Origin of the sequence: Pseudomonas paraeruginosa, from assembly GCF_003025345.2 — a bacterium.
GTDB classification, from domain to species: domain Bacteria; phylum Pseudomonadota; class Gammaproteobacteria; order Pseudomonadales; family Pseudomonadaceae; genus Pseudomonas; species Pseudomonas paraeruginosa.
On the sequence record NZ_CP020560.1, the window covers coordinates 6,003,373 to 6,019,772 of the forward strand.

Annotated in this window: 15 protein-coding genes; 7 read left to right on the plus strand and 8 right to left on the minus strand. The window is 67.3% G+C overall.

The annotated features are described in order from the left end of the window. Window positions 1–22: 22 nt before the first annotated feature. On the minus strand, window positions 23–442 hold the full coding sequence (locus tag B7D75_RS28390; protein WP_034080706.1) for a GFA family protein: 420 nt from the start codon (window positions 440–442) through the stop codon (window positions 23–25). A gap of 68 nt (window positions 443–510) precedes the next feature. Here B7D75_RS28390 and B7D75_RS28395 point away from each other — a divergent pair, with 68 nt between their 5' ends. The 4 genes from B7D75_RS28395 (at window position 511) to B7D75_RS28410 (ending at window position 4,178) form a co-directional block, all read left to right on the plus strand. Beyond that, the gene (locus B7D75_RS28395) at window positions 511–1,455 is read left to right on the plus strand and encodes an AEC family transporter (RefSeq protein ID WP_079383520.1); all 945 of its coding nucleotides are present in this window, start codon (window positions 511–513) and stop codon (window positions 1,453–1,455) included. Next, window positions 1,452–1,814 carry a DUF2388 domain-containing protein gene (locus tag B7D75_RS28400; RefSeq protein ID WP_053814846.1) on the plus strand — a complete coding sequence of 121 codons (363 nt, stop codon included), beginning with the start codon at window positions 1,452–1,454 and terminating at the stop codon, window positions 1,812–1,814. The genes B7D75_RS28395 and B7D75_RS28400 overlap by 4 nt, the downstream gene beginning before the upstream one ends. A 274-nt stretch (window positions 1,815–2,088) precedes the next feature. Next, window positions 2,089–3,393 (plus strand): CitMHS family transporter, encoded by a 1,305-nt coding sequence (locus B7D75_RS28405; RefSeq protein ID WP_012078039.1) that lies wholly within the window; start codon window positions 2,089–2,091, stop codon window positions 3,391–3,393. 20 nt (window positions 3,394–3,413) lie between these two features. Next, window positions 3,414–4,178, plus strand: a complete 765-nt coding sequence (locus B7D75_RS28410) for a TerC family protein (protein ID WP_003151049.1) — start codon at window positions 3,414–3,416, stop codon at window positions 4,176–4,178. A gap of 5 nt (window positions 4,179–4,183) precedes the next feature. On the opposite strand, the gene prfH is transcribed toward B7D75_RS28410, so the two are convergent. The 3 genes from prfH to B7D75_RS28425 form a co-directional block, all read right to left on the minus strand. Further along, the gene (gene prfH, locus B7D75_RS28415) at window positions 4,184–4,798 is read right to left on the minus strand and encodes a peptide chain release factor H (protein WP_107114627.1); all 615 of its coding nucleotides are present in this window, start codon (window positions 4,796–4,798) and stop codon (window positions 4,184–4,186) included. Then, window positions 4,795–5,934 (minus strand): RNA ligase RtcB family protein, encoded by a 1,140-nt coding sequence (locus B7D75_RS28420; protein ID WP_043099605.1) that lies wholly within the window; start codon window positions 5,932–5,934, stop codon window positions 4,795–4,797. Before B7D75_RS28420 ends, prfH begins: the two co-directional genes overlap by 4 nt. Window positions 5,935–6,299: 365 nt before the next feature. Continuing rightward, entirely contained in the window at window positions 6,300–7,100 is an 801-nt protein-coding gene (locus B7D75_RS28425) for an ABC transporter substrate-binding protein (RefSeq protein WP_107114691.1), read from the minus strand. A 375-nt stretch (window positions 7,101–7,475) separates the two neighbouring features. Between B7D75_RS28425 and B7D75_RS28435 the strand changes: the two genes are divergently transcribed. Both B7D75_RS28435 and B7D75_RS28440 read left to right on the plus strand, forming a co-directional pair. Beyond that, entirely contained in the window at window positions 7,476–9,224 is a 1,749-nt protein-coding gene (locus B7D75_RS28435; protein WP_003151046.1) for a Na/Pi cotransporter family protein, read from the plus strand. 68 nt (window positions 9,225–9,292) lie between these two features. Further along, window positions 9,293–10,666, plus strand: coding sequence for a M16 family metallopeptidase (locus tag B7D75_RS28440; RefSeq protein WP_034080712.1), 1,374 nt, complete (start codon window positions 9,293–9,295; stop codon window positions 10,664–10,666). A 5-nt stretch (window positions 10,667–10,671) separates the two neighbouring features. Here the strand turns inward: B7D75_RS28440 and B7D75_RS28445 are convergent, their stop codons facing one another. From B7D75_RS28445 to B7D75_RS28460, 3 genes are all read right to left on the minus strand, one after another. Then, window positions 10,672–11,232, minus strand: coding sequence for a GNAT family N-acetyltransferase (locus B7D75_RS28445; protein WP_003096934.1), 561 nt, complete (start codon window positions 11,230–11,232; stop codon window positions 10,672–10,674). Between the two features lie 138 nt (window positions 11,233–11,370). Next, window positions 11,371–12,660 carry an MFS transporter gene (tcuC, locus tag B7D75_RS28455; RefSeq protein WP_003151041.1) on the minus strand — a complete coding sequence of 430 codons (1,290 nt, stop codon included), beginning with the start codon at window positions 12,658–12,660 and terminating at the stop codon, window positions 11,371–11,373. Window positions 12,661–12,871: 211 nt separating this feature from the next. Beyond that, complete coding sequence (locus B7D75_RS28460) at window positions 12,872–13,792, minus strand: fimbrial protein (RefSeq protein WP_158039325.1); 921 nt, start codon at window positions 13,790–13,792, stop codon at window positions 12,872–12,874. Window positions 13,793–14,098: 306 nt separating this feature from the next. Here B7D75_RS28460 and B7D75_RS28465 point away from each other — a divergent pair, with 306 nt between their 5' ends. After that, a complete protein-coding gene (locus tag B7D75_RS28465; protein ID WP_034080713.1) occupies window positions 14,099–15,139 on the plus strand; it encodes a DUF5924 family protein in 1,041 nt (346 codons plus the stop codon). Window positions 15,140–15,157: 18 nt separating this feature from the next. On the opposite strand, the gene B7D75_RS28470 is transcribed toward B7D75_RS28465, so the two are convergent. After that, window positions 15,158–16,387, minus strand: coding sequence for a nucleoside recognition domain-containing protein (locus B7D75_RS28470; RefSeq protein WP_107114628.1), 1,230 nt, complete (start codon window positions 16,385–16,387; stop codon window positions 15,158–15,160). Between the last annotated feature and the right edge of the window lie 13 nt (window positions 16,388–16,400).

Genomic DNA, 16,400 nt, shown 5'->3' on the forward strand with positions numbered 1-16,400 from the left:
AGGTGCCAACTCCGGGCTTCGCTCACGGGTCGTCCGCTGCGGCGATGAACTCCCCGTCCTCCCCGGGCAACTGCGGGTCCAGGTGTAGCCATGGCAAGCGGCTGCCGAGCCAGATATGCCGGTTGGCGGGAGCACGCTCCGGGTGGTCGAGGCTGGCCACGGTGAAGTCCAGGGTGTCCACGCTGAGCCGGGTATGCAGCGCCAGGTTGGCCCCGCAGCGCGGGCAGAAATAGCGCGTGCAACTGGCCGACGAGGCGTACTCCGCCGGTTCGCCCGCCAGCCAGCGGAACGCCGCGCGCGGCACCGTGGCCCAGGTGGTGACGATGCCGCCGGTGGTGCGCCGGCAGATCGAGCAATGGCAATGGGCAACGTCGTCCAGCGGCGCGGCGACGGCGTAGCGCAGGTGGCCGCAGTGGCAGCCGCCGGCATGGGTTTCGGACATGACGAATCCTCCGCACGGGAAGGTTCAGCATAAGCCGGACTTGCCCTGCGCCGCAGCCTCCTCGCAAGATGGGCGGATTCCACCATCCGGGGGTGCCCGTGACCGCTCTGCTCTACTCCCTCTGGCCGCTGTTCGCCCTCATCGTCGGCGGTTACGCCCTGCGCCGCTGGGACTTTCCCGGCGAAGCCTTCTGGCCTGCCGCCGAACGCCTGAACTACTTCATCCTGTTTCCCGCGCTGCTGTTCAGCAACCTGGCGACCGCGCCGCTGGACGACCCCGGCCTGGCCCGCCAGGCTCTGGCCGTACTGCTCGGGCTCGGCGTCGCCTGGCTCGCCCTGTTGCTCTGCAAGCGCTGGCGCGGCTGGGACGCCGGGCGCTTCGGCGCCATCGCCCAGGGTGTGCTGCGCTTCAACACCTACCTCGGCCTGGCCGCGGTCGGCAGCCTGTACGGCAAGCCGGGCCTGACCCTGGCCGCGCTGATGCTGGCGTTGATGGTGCCGACGGTGAACGTGATGTCGGTCTGGGCACTGACCGCCGAGCGCGGCATCAGCCTGCGCGGCTTGCTCCTGCCGATCCTGAAGAACCCGCTGATCCTCGCCTGCCTGGCCGGTGCCCTGGTCAACCTGGCCGGCGTCGGCCTGCCCGGCGGCAGCGACCGCCTGCTCAACCTGCTGGCGGTGGCCAGCCTGCCGCTGGGCCTGCTGTGCGTCGGCGCGGCGCTGAAACCCCAGGAACTCGGCGGCGAAGTCGCGGCCCTTGGCTGGAACTGCGCGGCGCGGCTGCTGGCGATGCCCCTGCTGGCCTTCGTCATCGCCCGCGGGCTGGGTCTGCCGAGCATGGAAAGCGCCGTGCTGGTGCTGTTCTTCGCCCTGCCGACGGCGCCCACCGCCTATGTGCTGACCCGCCAACTGGGCGGCGACGGCCACCTGATGGCGGGCATCATCACCTTGCAAACCCTGCTTGCCGGCGCCACCCTGATCGGCGTACTCCTCGTGCTGCAAGGAAGCCCATGACGACAGGACGCGTCGCCGCCGCCCTCACTGCGCTCTGCCTGTTCTGCCAACCGACCTTCGGTTTCATCAAGGTGGTTCCCGAATTCGACGACGAACCCGGCGCTGCCACCTTCTTCTGGGCGGCCTTCACCACCGTCGGCCCGTTCATCGGCACCACCGTCAGCGCACAGGAGTCCAGTTCTGACGAAGGCGACAAGCTCGTCCAGGCGCGGGACGACGCCGCCAGCTTCGTCGCCAGCGACGGTGCGATCCGCGGCGCATACCTCCAGGCGGCCCTGCGGGTCCTGCGGCAGTCCCCGGGAAACGCCGGCTACAGCGACCTGCAACTGGCCGCGGCGCTCCTCGCCTGGCAGCCCTGATCGGCCACATATCCGGAATTACCCGCACGTTTCCCGCCGTTATCCAGCGAAAGCTGCCTGAAAGCTTCCCGCCGTAGCATCCGCCCACCACCGGCAGAAGACCGGTCACGACGGCGCGTCCGCGAGACGCCCGCTTATCCGTACAAAAACAACAATGGTGATTGCCATGCCCCGTTCCGCACATGCCCGCAGCCGCACTCCGTCCGCGCGACGCCTACCGCACGCCGCCTGCTGATCGCACGCCGCCCGTCCGCCGTCTTCCCGGAGTGTTCCCATGCTGACCCTGCTCGCCTTCGCCATGGTGGCGACCTTCATGTTCCTGATCATGACCAAGCGCCTGTCCGCGCTGATCGCGCTGATCCTGGTCCCGATCGCCTTCGCCCTGCTCGGCGGTTTCGCCGCCGGCCTCGGCCCGATGATGCTCGACGGCATCCGTACCCTGGCGCCGACCGGGGTGATGCTGATGTTCGCCATCCTCTATTTCGCCATCATGATCGACTCCGGGCTGTTCGACCCGGCGGTGCGCAAGATCCTCCGGCTGGTCAAGGGCGACCCGCTGAAGGTCTCGCTGGGCACCGCGGCGCTGGCGATGATCGTCTCCCTCGACGGCGACGGCTCGACCACCTACATGATCTGCGTGGCCGCCGTGCTGCCGCTGTACAGCCGCCTGGGCATGAGCCCGCTGGTGATGGCCTGCCTGATCATGCTCTCCAGCGGCGTGCTCAACATGACCCCCTGGGGCGGTCCCACTGCCCGCGCGGCCAGTGCCCTGCACGTCGATCCGGCGGACATCTTCGTGCCGATGATCCCGGCGATGATCGCCGGGCTGCTGGCGATCTTCGCCATCGCCTGGATCTACGGCAAGCGCGAGCGCGCCCGCCTCGGCGAGCTGCACCTGCCCACCGACCACGAGGACCTGGCGGAGATCAGCGTATCGCAGTACCCGGAGGCGCGCCGGCCCAGGCTGCTGTGGTTCAACGCACTCCTCACCGTGGTCCTGATGGCGACCCTGATCGCCGGCCTGCTGCCGATGCCGGTGCTGTTCATGATCGCCTTCGGCATCGCCATGATCGTCAACTACCCGTGCATCCAGGAACAGAAGAAGCGCATCGGCGCACACGCCGAGAACATCCTCGCGGTGGTCTCGCTGATCTTCGCCGCCGGGGTGTTCACCGGCATCCTCTCCGGCACCGGGATGGTCGACGCCATGTCCAAGAGCCTGCTGGCGGTGATCCCGCCGGCGCTGGGCCCGTACCTGGCGACCATCACCGCGCTGGTGAGCATGCCGTTCACCTTCTTCATGTCCAACGACGCCTTCTACTACGGCGTGCTGCCGATCCTCACCCAGGCCGCCGCCGAATACGGCATCACCCCGGTGGAAATGGCCCGCGCCTCGATCGTCGGCCAGCCCGTGCATCTGCTCAGCCCGCTGGTGCCCTCCACCTACCTGCTGGTGGGCCTGGCCAAGATCGACTTCGGCGACCACCAGCGCTTCACCCTGAAATGGGCCGTGCTGGTGTGCCTGGCGATCCTCGCCATGGCCCTGCTGCTGGGCCTGTTCCCCCTTTTCAGTGACTGACCGAGACGAGTGACCGCTTCATGGAATGGCTGACCAGCCCGGAAATCTGGATTGCGTTCTTCACCCTGGCCGCCCTGGAGATCGTCCTCGGCATCGACAACATCATCATGATCTCGATCCTGGTCGGGCGCATGCCGAAGCACCTGCAGCCGCGCACCCGCTTCTTCGGCCTGGCCCTGGCGATGGTCACGCGGATCCTGCTGTTGCTGTCGATCACCTGGGTGATGCGCCTGACCGCCGACCTCTTCCACCTGTTCGGCCAGGGTATCTCCGGGCGCGACCTGATCCTGTTCTTCGGCGGACTGTTCCTGCTCTGGAAAAGCAGTTCGGAGATCTATCAGGGCCTGGAGGGCGAGGAAGAGAGCGGCGAGCAGCCGAAAGGCTCGGCGGGCGGCTTCATCGGCACCATAGTCCAGATCGCGATCATCGACATCGTGTTCTCCCTGGACTCGGTGATCACCGCCGTCGGCATGGTCTCCCACGTGCCGGTGATGGTCGCGGCGATCATCGTCGCGGTACTGGTGATGATGCTCTGCGCCGGCGCCATCAGCGACTTCATCGACAAGCACCCGTCGCTGAAGATGCTCGCCCTGTCGTTCCTCATCGTGGTCGGCACCGTGCTGATCGCCGAAGCCTTCGAGGTCCACGTACCCAAGGGCTACGTCTACTTCGCCATGGCCTTCTCCCTGGCCGTGGAGGCGCTGAACATCCGCATGCGCGGCGCCGCCGCGCGCAAGCGGGGCGAAGAGCCGGTGAAGCTGCGCCGCGAAGTGCTCGGCGACTGAGCCCTTCAGGCAGGCTCGAAGCGCTCGCCGCGAAATACCCTGCGAGCCTCGCCACGGCTGACCCGGGCATGTGCCTGGTGGCGCTCGGCGCGTAGCGCGTCGCTGGCACTGTTCGCTCGCTCCTCCAGGCGCCGGGCGATCAGCAGGATCGCCCGGCGCCTGTTGGCATGCTGGCTGCGCTGGCTCCGGACCCTGACGCTGATGCCGCTGGCCAGGTGAGTGGCGCGCACCGCCGAGTCGGTGGTGTTGACGTGCTGGCCACCGGGGCCGGAAGAGCGCAGGGTCTCGAAACGGATCCCGCCTTCCAGGCTGGCCGGCGGCCCGGCGAAGCGCTGCGCGCCGATGAACCAGTTCTTGCGCGCATGCCGGGGCCGGTAGGGGCTGGGACAGATCCACTGGATACCGCCGCACCAGCGCTCGGCGAGCGCTTCGGCGGCAGTGCCGCGCAGCCCCAGGAGCAGCGAACGCCAGGTCCGTGGACGCTCGCCGGCCATCTCCTCGAGCACCTCGACCGTGACGCCGGCCGCCGCCGCCTCGACGCACAGCCGCTCGAACGCCTTCGCCACCGCCAGGCAGCATTCCGCCGGCCCCTGGGCCGCGGAGAGTTGCAGCAGGATCATCGGCAGCACTCCCCGCGGGTCTTGTAGGTCAGCACCGGCTTCAGGCGGGCGACCAGGCGCAGCAGGCCGGCCTCGAGCAACGCGCCGACCACCGAGTCGATGCCCTTGTAGGCTTCCGGCGCTTCCTCGTAGATCAACTGGCGGTCGCCGCAGATCACCCGGCTGCCCAGTCGCGTGCGACCCAACTGGTCGACGCTGAAGCGCGCCGACAGACGCTCGCGGCACTCGCCACGCTGCCACTTGCGCCCCGCGCCGTGGGCCAGGGAGAACAGGCTGAGCGCGCTCGGCAGCGGCTCCACCAGGTAGCTGTAGTCGCCGCGCGAGCCGGGAATCACCACCGCGCCCTGGTCGGCCGGAGTGGCCCCCTTGCGCTGCAGCCAGCCGTGGACACCGTCGACCTGTGCCGGGGCCACCAGGTTGTGGTTGACGTCGAGCAGTTCCAGGCCGTCGCAGCGCAAGCGTTCGAGAATGCGCCGGGCGATCAGCTGGCGGTTGCCTTCGGCGAAGCGCAGCGCCTCGGCGTGGCGCGCCAGGTAGGCGGCGGCCTCCAGGCTGCCGTCGGGCAGCCCGGCATGGCCGTGCAGGCTGACGTGCTCCTGCAGGATCGCCTGGCCCAGGCCGCGCGAGCCGCTGTGCACCAGCAGTTGCAGGCGCCCGGCGTCGAGACCGAGGGCATGCAGGGCGGCCCGGTCGAACACCGTCTCGACCTGCTGCAGTTCGGCGAAGTGGTTGCCGCCGCCGATCGTGCCGAGCGCACGCCAGTGCTCGCGGGCCGGCAGCTCCAGGGCTTCGATGCAGTCGTGCCAGGAGTCGTCCAGCGGCAGGTCGAGGTTGCCCAGGCGTTTCTCCAGCTTGTCCGCCGACAATTTTCCGGGAACCAGCCCGGTTTCCCAAAGCGCCATGCCGCAGCCGATGTCGTTGCCGACCAGCGCCGGGTAGAAGCGGCCGGCGGAGAAGAACGCCGCGCCGACCGGATAGCCGCGCCCGGGATGCAGGTCCGGCAGGCCGACGACCCGCTGCATGCCGTCCAGCGCGGCGGTGGTTTGCAGTTGCTGGATCGCCTTGCCCTCGATCCAGGTGCTGTCCGAGGCGATCAGCGTGACGCCCGCGGACAAAGGCTTGATGTAGTTGCCCATAATCCAATCCATGTGATTGAAACGGTAGATCCGGGGGGCAGACCGAAGCCGAGCGGGCACTCGCGGATGGGCGAAGGGCGTCTAACGGAAAGGTGAAAACCTGGGGAGCGGTGACCGCGGCAGCCGATGACCCCTCGCCGGAGACTTGCGCGGTGGCAAGGGCGGGAATCGTTCAGCGTTGCAGGGGGTCGAGCGGTAGGTTTCGGTGGCCGTTAGGCCAGGCGCAGCCTGCAAAGGGTAGAGAACTGAATCATCGATGTAACCTCCTTTGCGGTGCGTGAGCGGGAAATGAAAGGCGAATCCTAGGTGTTTCATTCCCGCTGCGCAACCCCCATCAGGGCCGCGCAGCGGAAACGCGGGGCGCGTCACTGACCGGAGAGCGCCTGCACGGCCCCCGGCATCTCGCTGTTCCAGCGCTGGTAGAGAGTGCGCAGCTCGCCGGATTCGGCCATCTGCCGCACCCGCGCGTCATAGACCTCGCGCAGCAGGCGTCCGCTGGCACTGTCGGCGAAGGTCATGAAGGACTCCTTGCCCGGTGGCAGTTGCGCGATGGGATAGGCATCCGCTGCCAGGCGCGCTTCGCTGCGCTGCACCTGCAGCTCGTCCGGCTCGTCGAGGAAGAAGTCCAGCTCGCCGGCCTCCAGCTGCTCGGTGCAGCGCTCCGGGCGGATGCATTCGACCAGGGTGAAGTCGCGCTGCTCGACCGGGATCAGGTTGTAGCTGTGGCGCCAGCCGACGCGCTTGCCGGTCAGGCTGGCGCGGCCGGAGAACGGCGTCTTCGCCGCATGCATCACGCCGTGGTACTCGATATCGATCGGCAGCTGGGCGTACAGCTTGCCTTCCACCCCCGGTATCTCACCGGGCACGCCGTCGACCATCGAGCCCGCGGTCATCAGCTTGTTGGCCCGGTTCCAGGGCATGTTCATGAACTTCAGGTCGAGGCCATAGGGCGCGTAGACCTGTTTCAACAGGTCCCAGTACAGGCCGCTGCCGTCGGCGTTGGTGTAGCCTTCCCAGACCGGCGCGGCGAAGGTCGCCTTGCGAATGTGCGCCTGCTCCAGACCGTCGCCCAGCGCATCGGCCCGTGCCTCCGTCGCCGCTCCCAGCCCCAGCGCCAACACCGCTGCCGAGAGGCAGCCACTGATCCCCGCAAATCGCATCCGCACCACTCCTCTGCATCCCTCTAGACCGGGGCTTTTTAAAAGGCGCAAAGGATACCTTTCCTGTCGGCCAATTCCATGGCCTGTGGCGCAAACGTGCGCATCGGGCGGACGCCCGGTCGCGGCGAAAAATCCTCGCCGCTCCCCGGCGCGCACGCTTAACTGGAGGGAAAGCGCCCCGGCGTTCAGGCCATCGGGACGAACTCCCGCGGGAGACACCGGTCCAAATATGACGTTCGTGTTACAAAATGCCTGAACGCTGTCGTTCCACCGTGGCCGTCGGCGCCCTCCGGGTCCGGGAAAGGACGCCGGGCACAGGTGCCTGCCGTACGGAACCTGGCGCGAGGTTGGCCATTCGTCGAAGTGCCAGGGGGCCACGCCATGCTGAAACTGCTCGACCTGCTCTCCGCCGTCGCCCTGCTGGTATGGGGCACGCATATCGTGCGCAGCGGTATTCTCCGGGTCTACGGTGCCGACCTGCGGCGCATCCTCAGTCGCAGCGTGGAAAGGCGCCCGCTGGCGTTCGCCGCCGGGATCGGCGTCACCGCCCTGGTGCAGAGCAGCAACGCCACCGCCCTGCTGGCCACCTCCTTCGTCGCCCAGGGCCTGATGGCGCTGGCCCCGGCGCTGGCGATCATGCTCGGCGCCGACGTCGGCACCGCCCTCATGGCGCGGGTGCTGACCCTCGACCTGTCCTGGCTGTCGCCGTTGCTGATCTTCTTCGGCGTGATCTTCTTCCTCAGCCGCAAGCAGACCCGCCTTGGCCAGCTCGGCCGGGTGTTCATCGGCCTGGGCCTGATCATCCTGGCGTTGCAGCTGATCGTCGCCGCCGCCGAGCCGATGACCCAGGCCAAGGGCGTCAAGGTACTGTTCTCCAGCCTGACCGGCGACATCATGCTCGATGCGCTGACCGGCGCGCTGTTCGCCATGATTTCCTATTCCAGCCTCGCCGCCGTGCTGCTCACCGCGACCCTCGCCGCGTCCAAGGTGATCTCGCTGAAGGTCGCGCTGTGCCTGGTGGTCGGCGCCAACCTCGGCAGCGGCATCCTGGCCATGCTCAGCGCCACCGCGCAGAACGCCGCCGGACGCCGGGTGGCCCTCGGCAGCCTGCTGTTCAAGATCGCCGGTTGCCTGCTGGTGCTGCCGCTGGTGGGCCCGCTGGCGGACTGGATGGACCACTGGCAGTTCAGCACTGCCGAACTGGTGATCGCCTTCCACGTACTCTACAACGCCGCCCGCTGCCTGGCCTGCCTGCCGCTGACCAACGCCATGGCCAGCTTCTGCACCCGGGTGATGCCCGACCGCGCGCAGCCCGACGACGTCGCCCGGCCCCGCCACCTCGACCCCGCCGCCCTCGACACACCGAGCCTGGCGTTGGCCAACGCAGTGCGCGAGACCCTGCGCATGGGCGACATCGTCGAGCAGATGCTCAATGACCTGATGCAGATCATCCGCGGCGGCGACCCGCTGCTGGGCAAGAACATTCGCAAGCTCGACGATGACGTCGACGCCCTCTATACCGCGATCAAGCTGTACCTGGCGCGGATGCCGCGCGAGGACCTGTCGGAGCGCGACAGCCGGCGCTGGGCGGAAATCATCGAGCTGGCGATCAACCTGGAGCAGGCCGGGGATATCATCGAGCACATGCTCGCCGCCGTGCAGGACAAGAAGACCTCGCGCAGCCGCTCCTTCTCCGACACCGGCCTGGAGGAGATCGGCACCCTGTACCAGCAGTTGATCGCCAACCTGCGCCTGGGTCTCTCGGTGTTCCTCAATGGCGACCTCGACAGCGCCAAGCGCCTGCGCCGGGCCAAGCAGCGCTTCCGCCTGCAGGAGCGGCGCTATGCCCATGCCCACGTGGACCGCCTGCACCAGCAGGTGGTGCAGAGTATCGAGACCAGCTCCCTGCACCTGGACCTGATCAGCGACATGAAGCGCCTCAACTCGCTGTTCTGCGCCATCGCCTACGCCGTGCTGGACAATCCCGACGCGCCACACAGCGCCGCCGACGAGCGCAGCCGCGAGACGGACGACGACTGGGCCGACGAGGTCGACGACATGACTTCGTCGGCCCTGGCCGAACCGGCGCTCGCGAAGGAACCGGCGGAGCCGCGCCGCTCGCGACATTAGCCGTTCTGCGGGTAGGTTCGTCATGAAGCATCCGCTATTCTCGGTATTTTCGGTTCCAGGCCCGGCCCATGCGTTCGTTGTCCACCCTGCTGCTGTTCTGTCTGCTCTGCCCCTGGTCGTATGCCGACCAGCGCAGCGAGGTCGAAGCCTTCCAGCTGGAAAACGGCATGGGCGTGCTGCTCAAGCCCACCGAGCAGCGCCGGCACGTCTCGATCCGGCTGGTGGTGGGGGTCGGCTTCGCCGACTTCTCGTGCCGTGAAAAGCAGCTGCCGCACCTGCTCGAGCACCTGTTCTTCAGCGGCCTGGACGGCGGCGACGAGGCCGACCTGGAGGCCCGCATGCAAGCCCTGGGCGGCCAGTGGAACGCCTACACCAGCGAGGGCGACACCACCTTCGTCATCGAGGCGCCGGCCGCTACCCAGCGCCAGGTCCTTGACCTGCTGCTGGACACCATCACCCGCACCGAACTGGACGAACCGCGCATCGCCGCCGCCAAGCGGGTGATCGAGCGCGAGGGCGGCGGCCATTACTCGCACCTGCAACGTTGGCTCGACCGCGAGAACCTCGGCCGCGGCGCCATGGACCAGCTGGCGGTGGAGCTGGGCCTGGCCTGCTCCCAGCGCGCGCCGCTGGCGCCGCTCAGCGCCGAGCAGCTGGAGCGGTTGCGCAGCGACTGGTACGTGCCGGGCAACATGACCCTGATCATGGTCGGCGATCTCGACCCGCGCCTGCCGGCCTACCTGACCCGCACCTTCGGCGCCCTGCAGGACCAGGAGGTCCCCGAGCGTCGTGAGCTGCCAGCGGCCAACGGCCACGCCGAGGCCAGGCGCACCCTGCTCACCCGGCTGTTCGGCGAAGGCGCGATGCTGCACTGGATCTTCCCCGAGCCGGACGACGCCGACCCGGACGCCATGGTCCTGCTCCAGGCCTATATGAACGACGCGCTGTACGCCGACCTGCGCGTCCGTCGCGGACTCACCTACGGGCCGTCGACCGATCGCCAGGTGTTCGCCAACCAGGGCTTCTTCAGCCTCGACGCGGATGTCGAGCGCGGCGACCTGCCGGCCACCGAGGCCGCCCTGCGCGAACTGCTCGACGGCATCCGCCAGCATGGCCTGGACCCGGGGCGTTTCAAGCGGGTGCAATACGCCGAGCGCGCCAGGCTGGCCTGGAGCACCCAGGGCAACGCGGCGCTGGCTGACTATTACTGGGGCTCGCTGGCCGACTACGAGGAAGGCCATTTCCCCGACGAGGAGCGACGCCTGGCCAAGGTCCGGAAACAACAGGTGGACACGCTGGCGCAACGGCTGTTCGACGGCGAGGGCTACCTGCGCATCGAAAAGCCGCTGTTCGACGACGACATGCTCTATCCGCTGCTGCTCGCCGCCGGCCTGCTGGCCAGCGGCCTGCTCTGGTTCGGCCTGCGCCGCCGGCGCGCCTGAGCGCGCTACAAGGCCAGGCGGTGGATGACCTGGGTCGAGTCGTCCGGATCGCGCTGGCCGACGAAGCCCAATGCGCAGCAGAGATCGCGCATCGCCCGGTTGGCCGCCGAATCCACCGAGTACATCTGGCGGAAGCCGTTGCGCCGCGCCACATCGATCAGGTGGCGCATCAGCACGGCGTCCAGCCCGAGGCCCTGGTAATCGTCGGCGATGGTCACCGCGCATTCGCACTGCCCTTCCTCGCAGCAGGCGGCGTAGCGGCTGATGCCGACCTCGCGCAGCTCGCCGTCCTCGTGCACCAGGGCGACGAAGGCCATGCTCTGCTGGTAGTCGATATCCATCAACTGGTCGAGCAGCGCCGGACTGGCTTCCTTGATCTCGCCGAGGAAGCGGAAGTGGCGGGTCGCCGGGGACAGCCGGTTGATGAACTGGCGTTCACGCTCCCGGTCCTCCTCGCGCAGGGGACGGATCAGCACGTGGCGGCCATCGTCGAGGGACTCGACCCAGTGGTCGCCCTCCACCGCCGCGAACGCAGAAGACCGGCTGGCATTTTGTACATTGGACATGATGCGATCTCCGTAGAAGAAAGTCGGTACGGCTACTGACTTCCTGTCTACGCGGTTTGGCGCGACACCGGTTGATCGACATCAACGCCGCCGGCGCGGCTCCCGCGGGAGCCGACGCACGGCGTGCGACCGGATGCCTCAGGCGTTGGCCAGCTCGGCCTCGGCGATCTGCTTGCCGCGCCGGCGGAACAGCACCAGGGTGGCGAGCAGCCCGAGCAATGCCGCGCCGCTCAGCCAGATGCCCGGTGCCGCGCGGTTGTCCAGGACGTGGATCAGCCAGGTGCAGGCAGCCGGGGTGAAGCCACCGAAGGTCGCGGTGGCCAGGCTGTAGGCCAGGGAGAAGCCGGTGGTGCGCACCTCCGCCGGCATCACCTCGGTGAGCGCCACCACCATCGCGCCGTTGTAGCTGCTATAGAGGAACGACAGCCACAGCTCGACGCCGAGCAGGCCGGCGAAACTCGGCTCGCTTACCAGCCAGGACAGCGCCGGGTAGGCGGTCAGCATCGCCAGGATGGACGCTCCCAGCAGCAGGGGCTTGCGCCCCACACGGTCGGAGAAGGCTCCCATCACCGGCAGCCAGATGAAATTGGACAGGCCGATGCACATGGTCACCAGCAGGCTGTCGAGGTCCGACAGATGCAGTTCGTTCTTGCCGAAGGTCGGGGTATAGGCGGTGATCAGGTAGAACGACACGGTGGTCATCACCACCATCGCCATGCCGGCCAGGACCAGGCCGAGGTTCTGCCCGATCGAGCGCAGCACCTGCGGCAACGACGGCCGGTGGGTACGCGCCTCGAACTCCGGGGTCTCCTCCAGCGAGCGGCGGATGACGAACAGCGCCGGGACGATCAGGCAGCCGATGAGGAACGGCACGCGCCAACCCCACTCGCCCATGTCCTGCGGACTCAGCCACTGGTTGAGGAGCACGCCGAGCAGGCCGGCGAAGACCACCGCCACCTGCTGGCTGGCCGATTGCCAGCTGACGAAGAAGCCCTTGCGTCCAGGCGTGGCGATTTCTGACAGATAGACCGACACGCCGCCCAGCTCGACACCGGCGGAAAAGCCCTGCAGCAGGCGGCCGAACAGCACCAGCAGCGGCGCCGCCACGCCCAGCGTGGAATATCCGGGGACGAAGGCGATCAGCAGGGTGCCCATGGCCATCAGGCCGAGGGTGATGATCAGGCCCCGACGACGTCCGTGGCGATCGATGTAGGCGCCGAGGAGGATCGCCCCCAGCGGCCGCATCAGGAAGCCGGCGCCGAAGGTGGCGAGGGCCAGCATCAGGGAGGCGAACGGGTTGTCGCCGGGAAAGAAGGTCTTGGCGATGGCGGTGGCGTAGAAGCCATACACCATGAAGTCGTACATCTCGAGGAAGTTGCCACTGACCACACGGAAAATGGCGACGCCTTTGGATTTATTCGAGGCCATGGGACACACACTCAGGCAGACACGGGGAAGCGGTCCATGGCGGCGTCGATGGCCACGCAGGCGGGTACGTCATCCATCGACCGAGTTGTAACCATATGTGTAAAAACCTCGAGGAAACAACAGAAATCGGCTGGAAGGTGCCAGATAGAGGCCTTTTGAAAGCTGGCTGAAAGCTTCGGTACGCAATCCGGTGCACGGTGCCCCCCGCGATTCAGTTGTAGCTGAGGGTGAAGCTCAGGATCGCCTGCGCCTTGCCGGGAACGACCCGCTGGCCGGTCTGGATGTAGCGGGCCACCAGCGCCAGCAAGGTGTCGCCACTGGCGGCCACGCCCATGGCATGCGCCTGTCCCAACGGGATGGGTTGCCCGTTGGCCGCATCGAGGACCTGGATACCCACTCCGCTGGCGCTCGAAGTGCTGACCAGGTTGATAGTGCCCACGTAGCTGGTGTTCTGGAAGGTCTTGTCGAGAGTCAGGTTCATCCTGGCGCCCGGCGTGCATTTGAGTTCGAGGGCGAACGCCCTGGCCCCCAGCGTGGTGCCCGGCCCCTTGAAACCACTGGCCTCGACCTGGCCAAGGTCGACGGTCTTGCCGCTGTTCTTCAACTCGCAGGACGAGCCGACCACCTGGACCGGCGAAAAACTGAAGGTGAAGAGGTCCTTCTTGTAGAAGTCCCCCTGCAGCGAGACCGGACGTGTCATCACCTTGAAACTGGGAAAGCTGAAGGTCCCGCCGCTGACAGGCCCGGTCTTGATCAGCTTGAAGACCTGGGTGAAGGGATAGGTGCGCGAGCCCAACAGATAGGGGAACGGTACCTCGAGGAGGGAGCTCTCGTCGTTCAGCGAACCGACGCTCATGTTGTAGGTCACCGACTCATGATTCCTGGTACCCCAGTACAGGCCCACACCCGCCACCCCTGTCGGGTACACGGAATATCCTGGGGCGGAGAAAGACTGGATCGAAGGGTTGGAACCCCACTTGAAATACACCGCCTTGCTCCCGGTCGGGTAGTACAGGTTGGCGCACTCCATGGCGGTGGGAACTTCCCTGGTCGCCAGGACGGTACCTGCCGGCGCGTCGCGCTGCACCGTGATCGGTCCGGGAAATGCCACCTGCACGCTGGACGAGCCCACGGGTACGCAAACATCCATCAGCCCCGCGCGGGCGGACACGGGCAGAAGGGCGACGGCAAAAAGGGAACGTCTGGTGAGCTTGGATAGACAAGCACTCATGGAAGCAGTCAGCTCGGCAATTGGATATTTCCGATGCTCCTTGAACTCGAACGCTTATCTAATGGGATTTTTCCGAAAGAGATGTATGAAATTACTTATCTGCTTCATTTCCCGACCCGCGCCAGTACCAAGCCCGCGTTCTGCGGTTCGCCGGCCCGACGCTACTGCCGTAGAATTTTCCTCTCTGTCAGGTAATTTCTTTCCACCATGTCTTCCCGTTTCCCTATGTCCTGGAAAGCCCGCCTGGAGCGACTGATCTCCCTGGTCACCGGCCTGATGGCCCGCTATCCACGCACCATCGCCCTGTTCGGTTTCTGCTCGGGGGTGTTCAGCTTCATCATGGTCGACCGGCAGAAGGGCTTCGCCCAGGTCCTGGCGATCATCATGCTGGTCAGTTGGGTCTGGTTGATCCTCGAGAACCTGCTGCGGGAAACCTTCGCCCGCCGCTTCGGCTGGGAAATCCCGGCGCCGCTGCTGCGCTACGCCACCCAGCTGATCCACCAGGAAAGCCTGTTCTTCGTCCTGCCGTTCTTCCTCATCACCACCACCTGGAACAGCGGTCAGGCGCTGTTCACCGGCACGCTTGCAGCCGCCGCGCTGGTCTCCATCACCGACCCGCTCTACTACCGCTGGCTGGCCCAACGTCGCTGGGTGTTCCTCGCCTACCACACCCTGACCCTGTTCGCCGTGCTGCTGACCTCGTTGCCAATCCTGCTGCACCTGACCACGCCGGAAAGCTACCGGCTATCCCTGGGCATCGCGGTCGCGCTGTCCTTCCCCAGCCTGCTGGTGACCTTCCCGCTGCAGCACTGGTGGCGCGGCATCCTGTTGCTTGGCCTGACCCTGGCGGTGGGCCTGGCCGGCTGGTTCGGCCGCGCCTGGGTGCCGCCGGCGACCCTGTGGCTGACCGAAGTCGCGGTGAGCAGCCAGTTCGACGACCAGAACCGTACCCCGGGCGACAGCCTGGAGCAGGTCGGCGCCGCCCAGTTGCGCAGCCAGGGCCTGTTCGCCTACACCGCGATCAATGCGCCGCGCGGCCTCGACGAGCGCATCTATCACGTGTGGATGTTCAACGGCAAGGAATTCGACCGCATCGCCCTGGATATCCACGGCGGCCGCAAGGAGGGCTACCGGGCCTGGACCCACAAGCAGAACTTCCCCGGCGACCCGGTCGGCCACTGGCAGGTGAAGGTGCTCACCGAGGCCGGGCAGATGATCGGCAGCCTGCGCTTCGACGTCACCGAGTGACGCCGAAGCCTGGCGGCGTCAGGCGAAGAACCAGTAGCACACCGTGATCGAGGCGACGACCCCGGCCAGGTCCGCGGCCAGCGCGCAGCCCACCGCGTGGCGGGCGCGCTGCAGGCCGACCGAGCCGAAATAGACGGCGAGCACGTAGAAGGTGGTCTCGGTGCTGCCCTGCACCGTGGCGGCGACCAGCGCCGGGAAGCTGTCGACACCGTGGGTCTGCATGGTCTCGAGCAGCATCGCCCGCGCCGCGCTGCCGGAAAACGGCTTGACCAGCGCGGTGGGCAGCGCCTCGACGAAGCGGCTGTCCCAGCCCATTCCCTCCACCGCCCAGCGGACCCCGTCGAGCACCACTTCCAGCGCCCCCGAGGCACGTAGCACGCCGACCGCGCAGAGCATCGCCACCAGGTAGGGCAGCAGGTTCTTCGCGACATCGAAGCCTTCCTTGGCACCGTCCACGAAGCTCTCGTAGACCGGCACCTTCTTCAGCGCACCGACGACCAGGAACAGGATGATCAGGCTGAACAGCGTCAGGTTGCCCAGCAGCGAGGACAGTTGCGCCAGCGCGCTGGCCGAGAGGGTGCCGAGCAGCGCCATGAAGCCGGCCAGCAACAGCGCGCCGGGGACCAGGTAGGCCAGCACCACCGGGTCCCACAGGCGCAGGCGCTGCATCAGCGCCACCGACAGCAGGCCGGCCAGGGTCGAGGCGCTGGTGGCGAGGAGGATCGGCAGGAACACCAGGGTCGGGTCGGCCGCACCCTGCTGCGCGCGGTACATGAAGATGGTCACCGGCAGCAGGGTCAGCGACGAGGCGTTGAGCACCAGGAACAGGATCTGCGCGTTGCTCGCCGTGGTGCTGCTGGGATTGAGCTCCTGCAACGCCTTCATCGCCTTCAGGCCGATCGGCGTGGCGGCGTTGTCCAGGCCCAGCCCATTGGCGGCGAAGTTCAGGGTGATCAGGCCGATCGCCGGATGCCCCGGCGGGACTTCCGGCATCAGCCGGCGGAACAGCGGCCCCAGCAGCACCGCCAGGCGCTCCACCAGCCCGGCCTTCTCGGCGATGCGCAGGAAGCCGAGCCAGAGCGTCAGGGTGCCGAACAGCAGGACCATCACCTCGACCGCCAGCTTGGCCATGGCGAACAGGCTCTCCACCATTGCCGCGAACACCGTCGCGTCGCCACCGATCAACCAGCGCGCCAACGCGCTCGCCGCCGCCACCAGGAAAAAACCCAACCACAAGCCGTTCAGCATTCAGAATCCCCCG

Bases quoted from the DNA above. Each gene is read 5' to 3' on its own strand.
- B7D75_RS28390 (WP_034080706.1), bottom strand. From the start codon at position 442: ATGTCCGAAACCCATGCCGGCGGCTGCCACTGCGGCCACCTGCGCTAC.
- prfH (WP_107114627.1), bottom strand. From the start codon at position 4,798: ATGATCCTGCTGCAACTCTCCGCGGCCCAGGGGCCGGCGGAATGCTGC.
- B7D75_RS28420 (WP_043099605.1), bottom strand. From the start codon at position 5,934: ATGGGCAACTACATCAAGCCTTTGTCCGCGGGCGTCACGCTGATCGCC.
- B7D75_RS28440 (WP_034080712.1), top strand. From the start codon at position 9,293: ATGCGTTCGTTGTCCACCCTGCTGCTGTTCTGTCTGCTCTGCCCCTGG.
- B7D75_RS28395 (WP_079383520.1), top strand. From the start codon at position 511: ATGGGCGGATTCCACCATCCGGGGGTGCCCGTGACCGCTCTGCTCTAC.
- B7D75_RS28435 (WP_003151046.1), top strand. From the start codon at position 7,476: ATGCTGAAACTGCTCGACCTGCTCTCCGCCGTCGCCCTGCTGGTATGG.
- B7D75_RS28405 (WP_012078039.1), top strand. From the start codon at position 2,089: ATGCTGACCCTGCTCGCCTTCGCCATGGTGGCGACCTTCATGTTCCTG.
- B7D75_RS28400 (WP_053814846.1), top strand. From the start codon at position 1,452: ATGACGACAGGACGCGTCGCCGCCGCCCTCACTGCGCTCTGCCTGTTC.
- tcuC (WP_003151041.1), bottom strand. From the start codon at position 12,660: ATGGCCTCGAATAAATCCAAAGGCGTCGCCATTTTCCGTGTGGTCAGT.
- B7D75_RS28465 (WP_034080713.1), top strand. From the start codon at position 14,099: ATGTCTTCCCGTTTCCCTATGTCCTGGAAAGCCCGCCTGGAGCGACTG.
- B7D75_RS28470 (WP_107114628.1), bottom strand. From the start codon at position 16,387: ATGCTGAACGGCTTGTGGTTGGGTTTTTTCCTGGTGGCGGCGGCGAGC.
- B7D75_RS28445 (WP_003096934.1), bottom strand. From the start codon at position 11,232: ATGTCCAATGTACAAAATGCCAGCCGGTCTTCTGCGTTCGCGGCGGTG.
- B7D75_RS28410 (WP_003151049.1), top strand. From the start codon at position 3,414: ATGGAATGGCTGACCAGCCCGGAAATCTGGATTGCGTTCTTCACCCTG.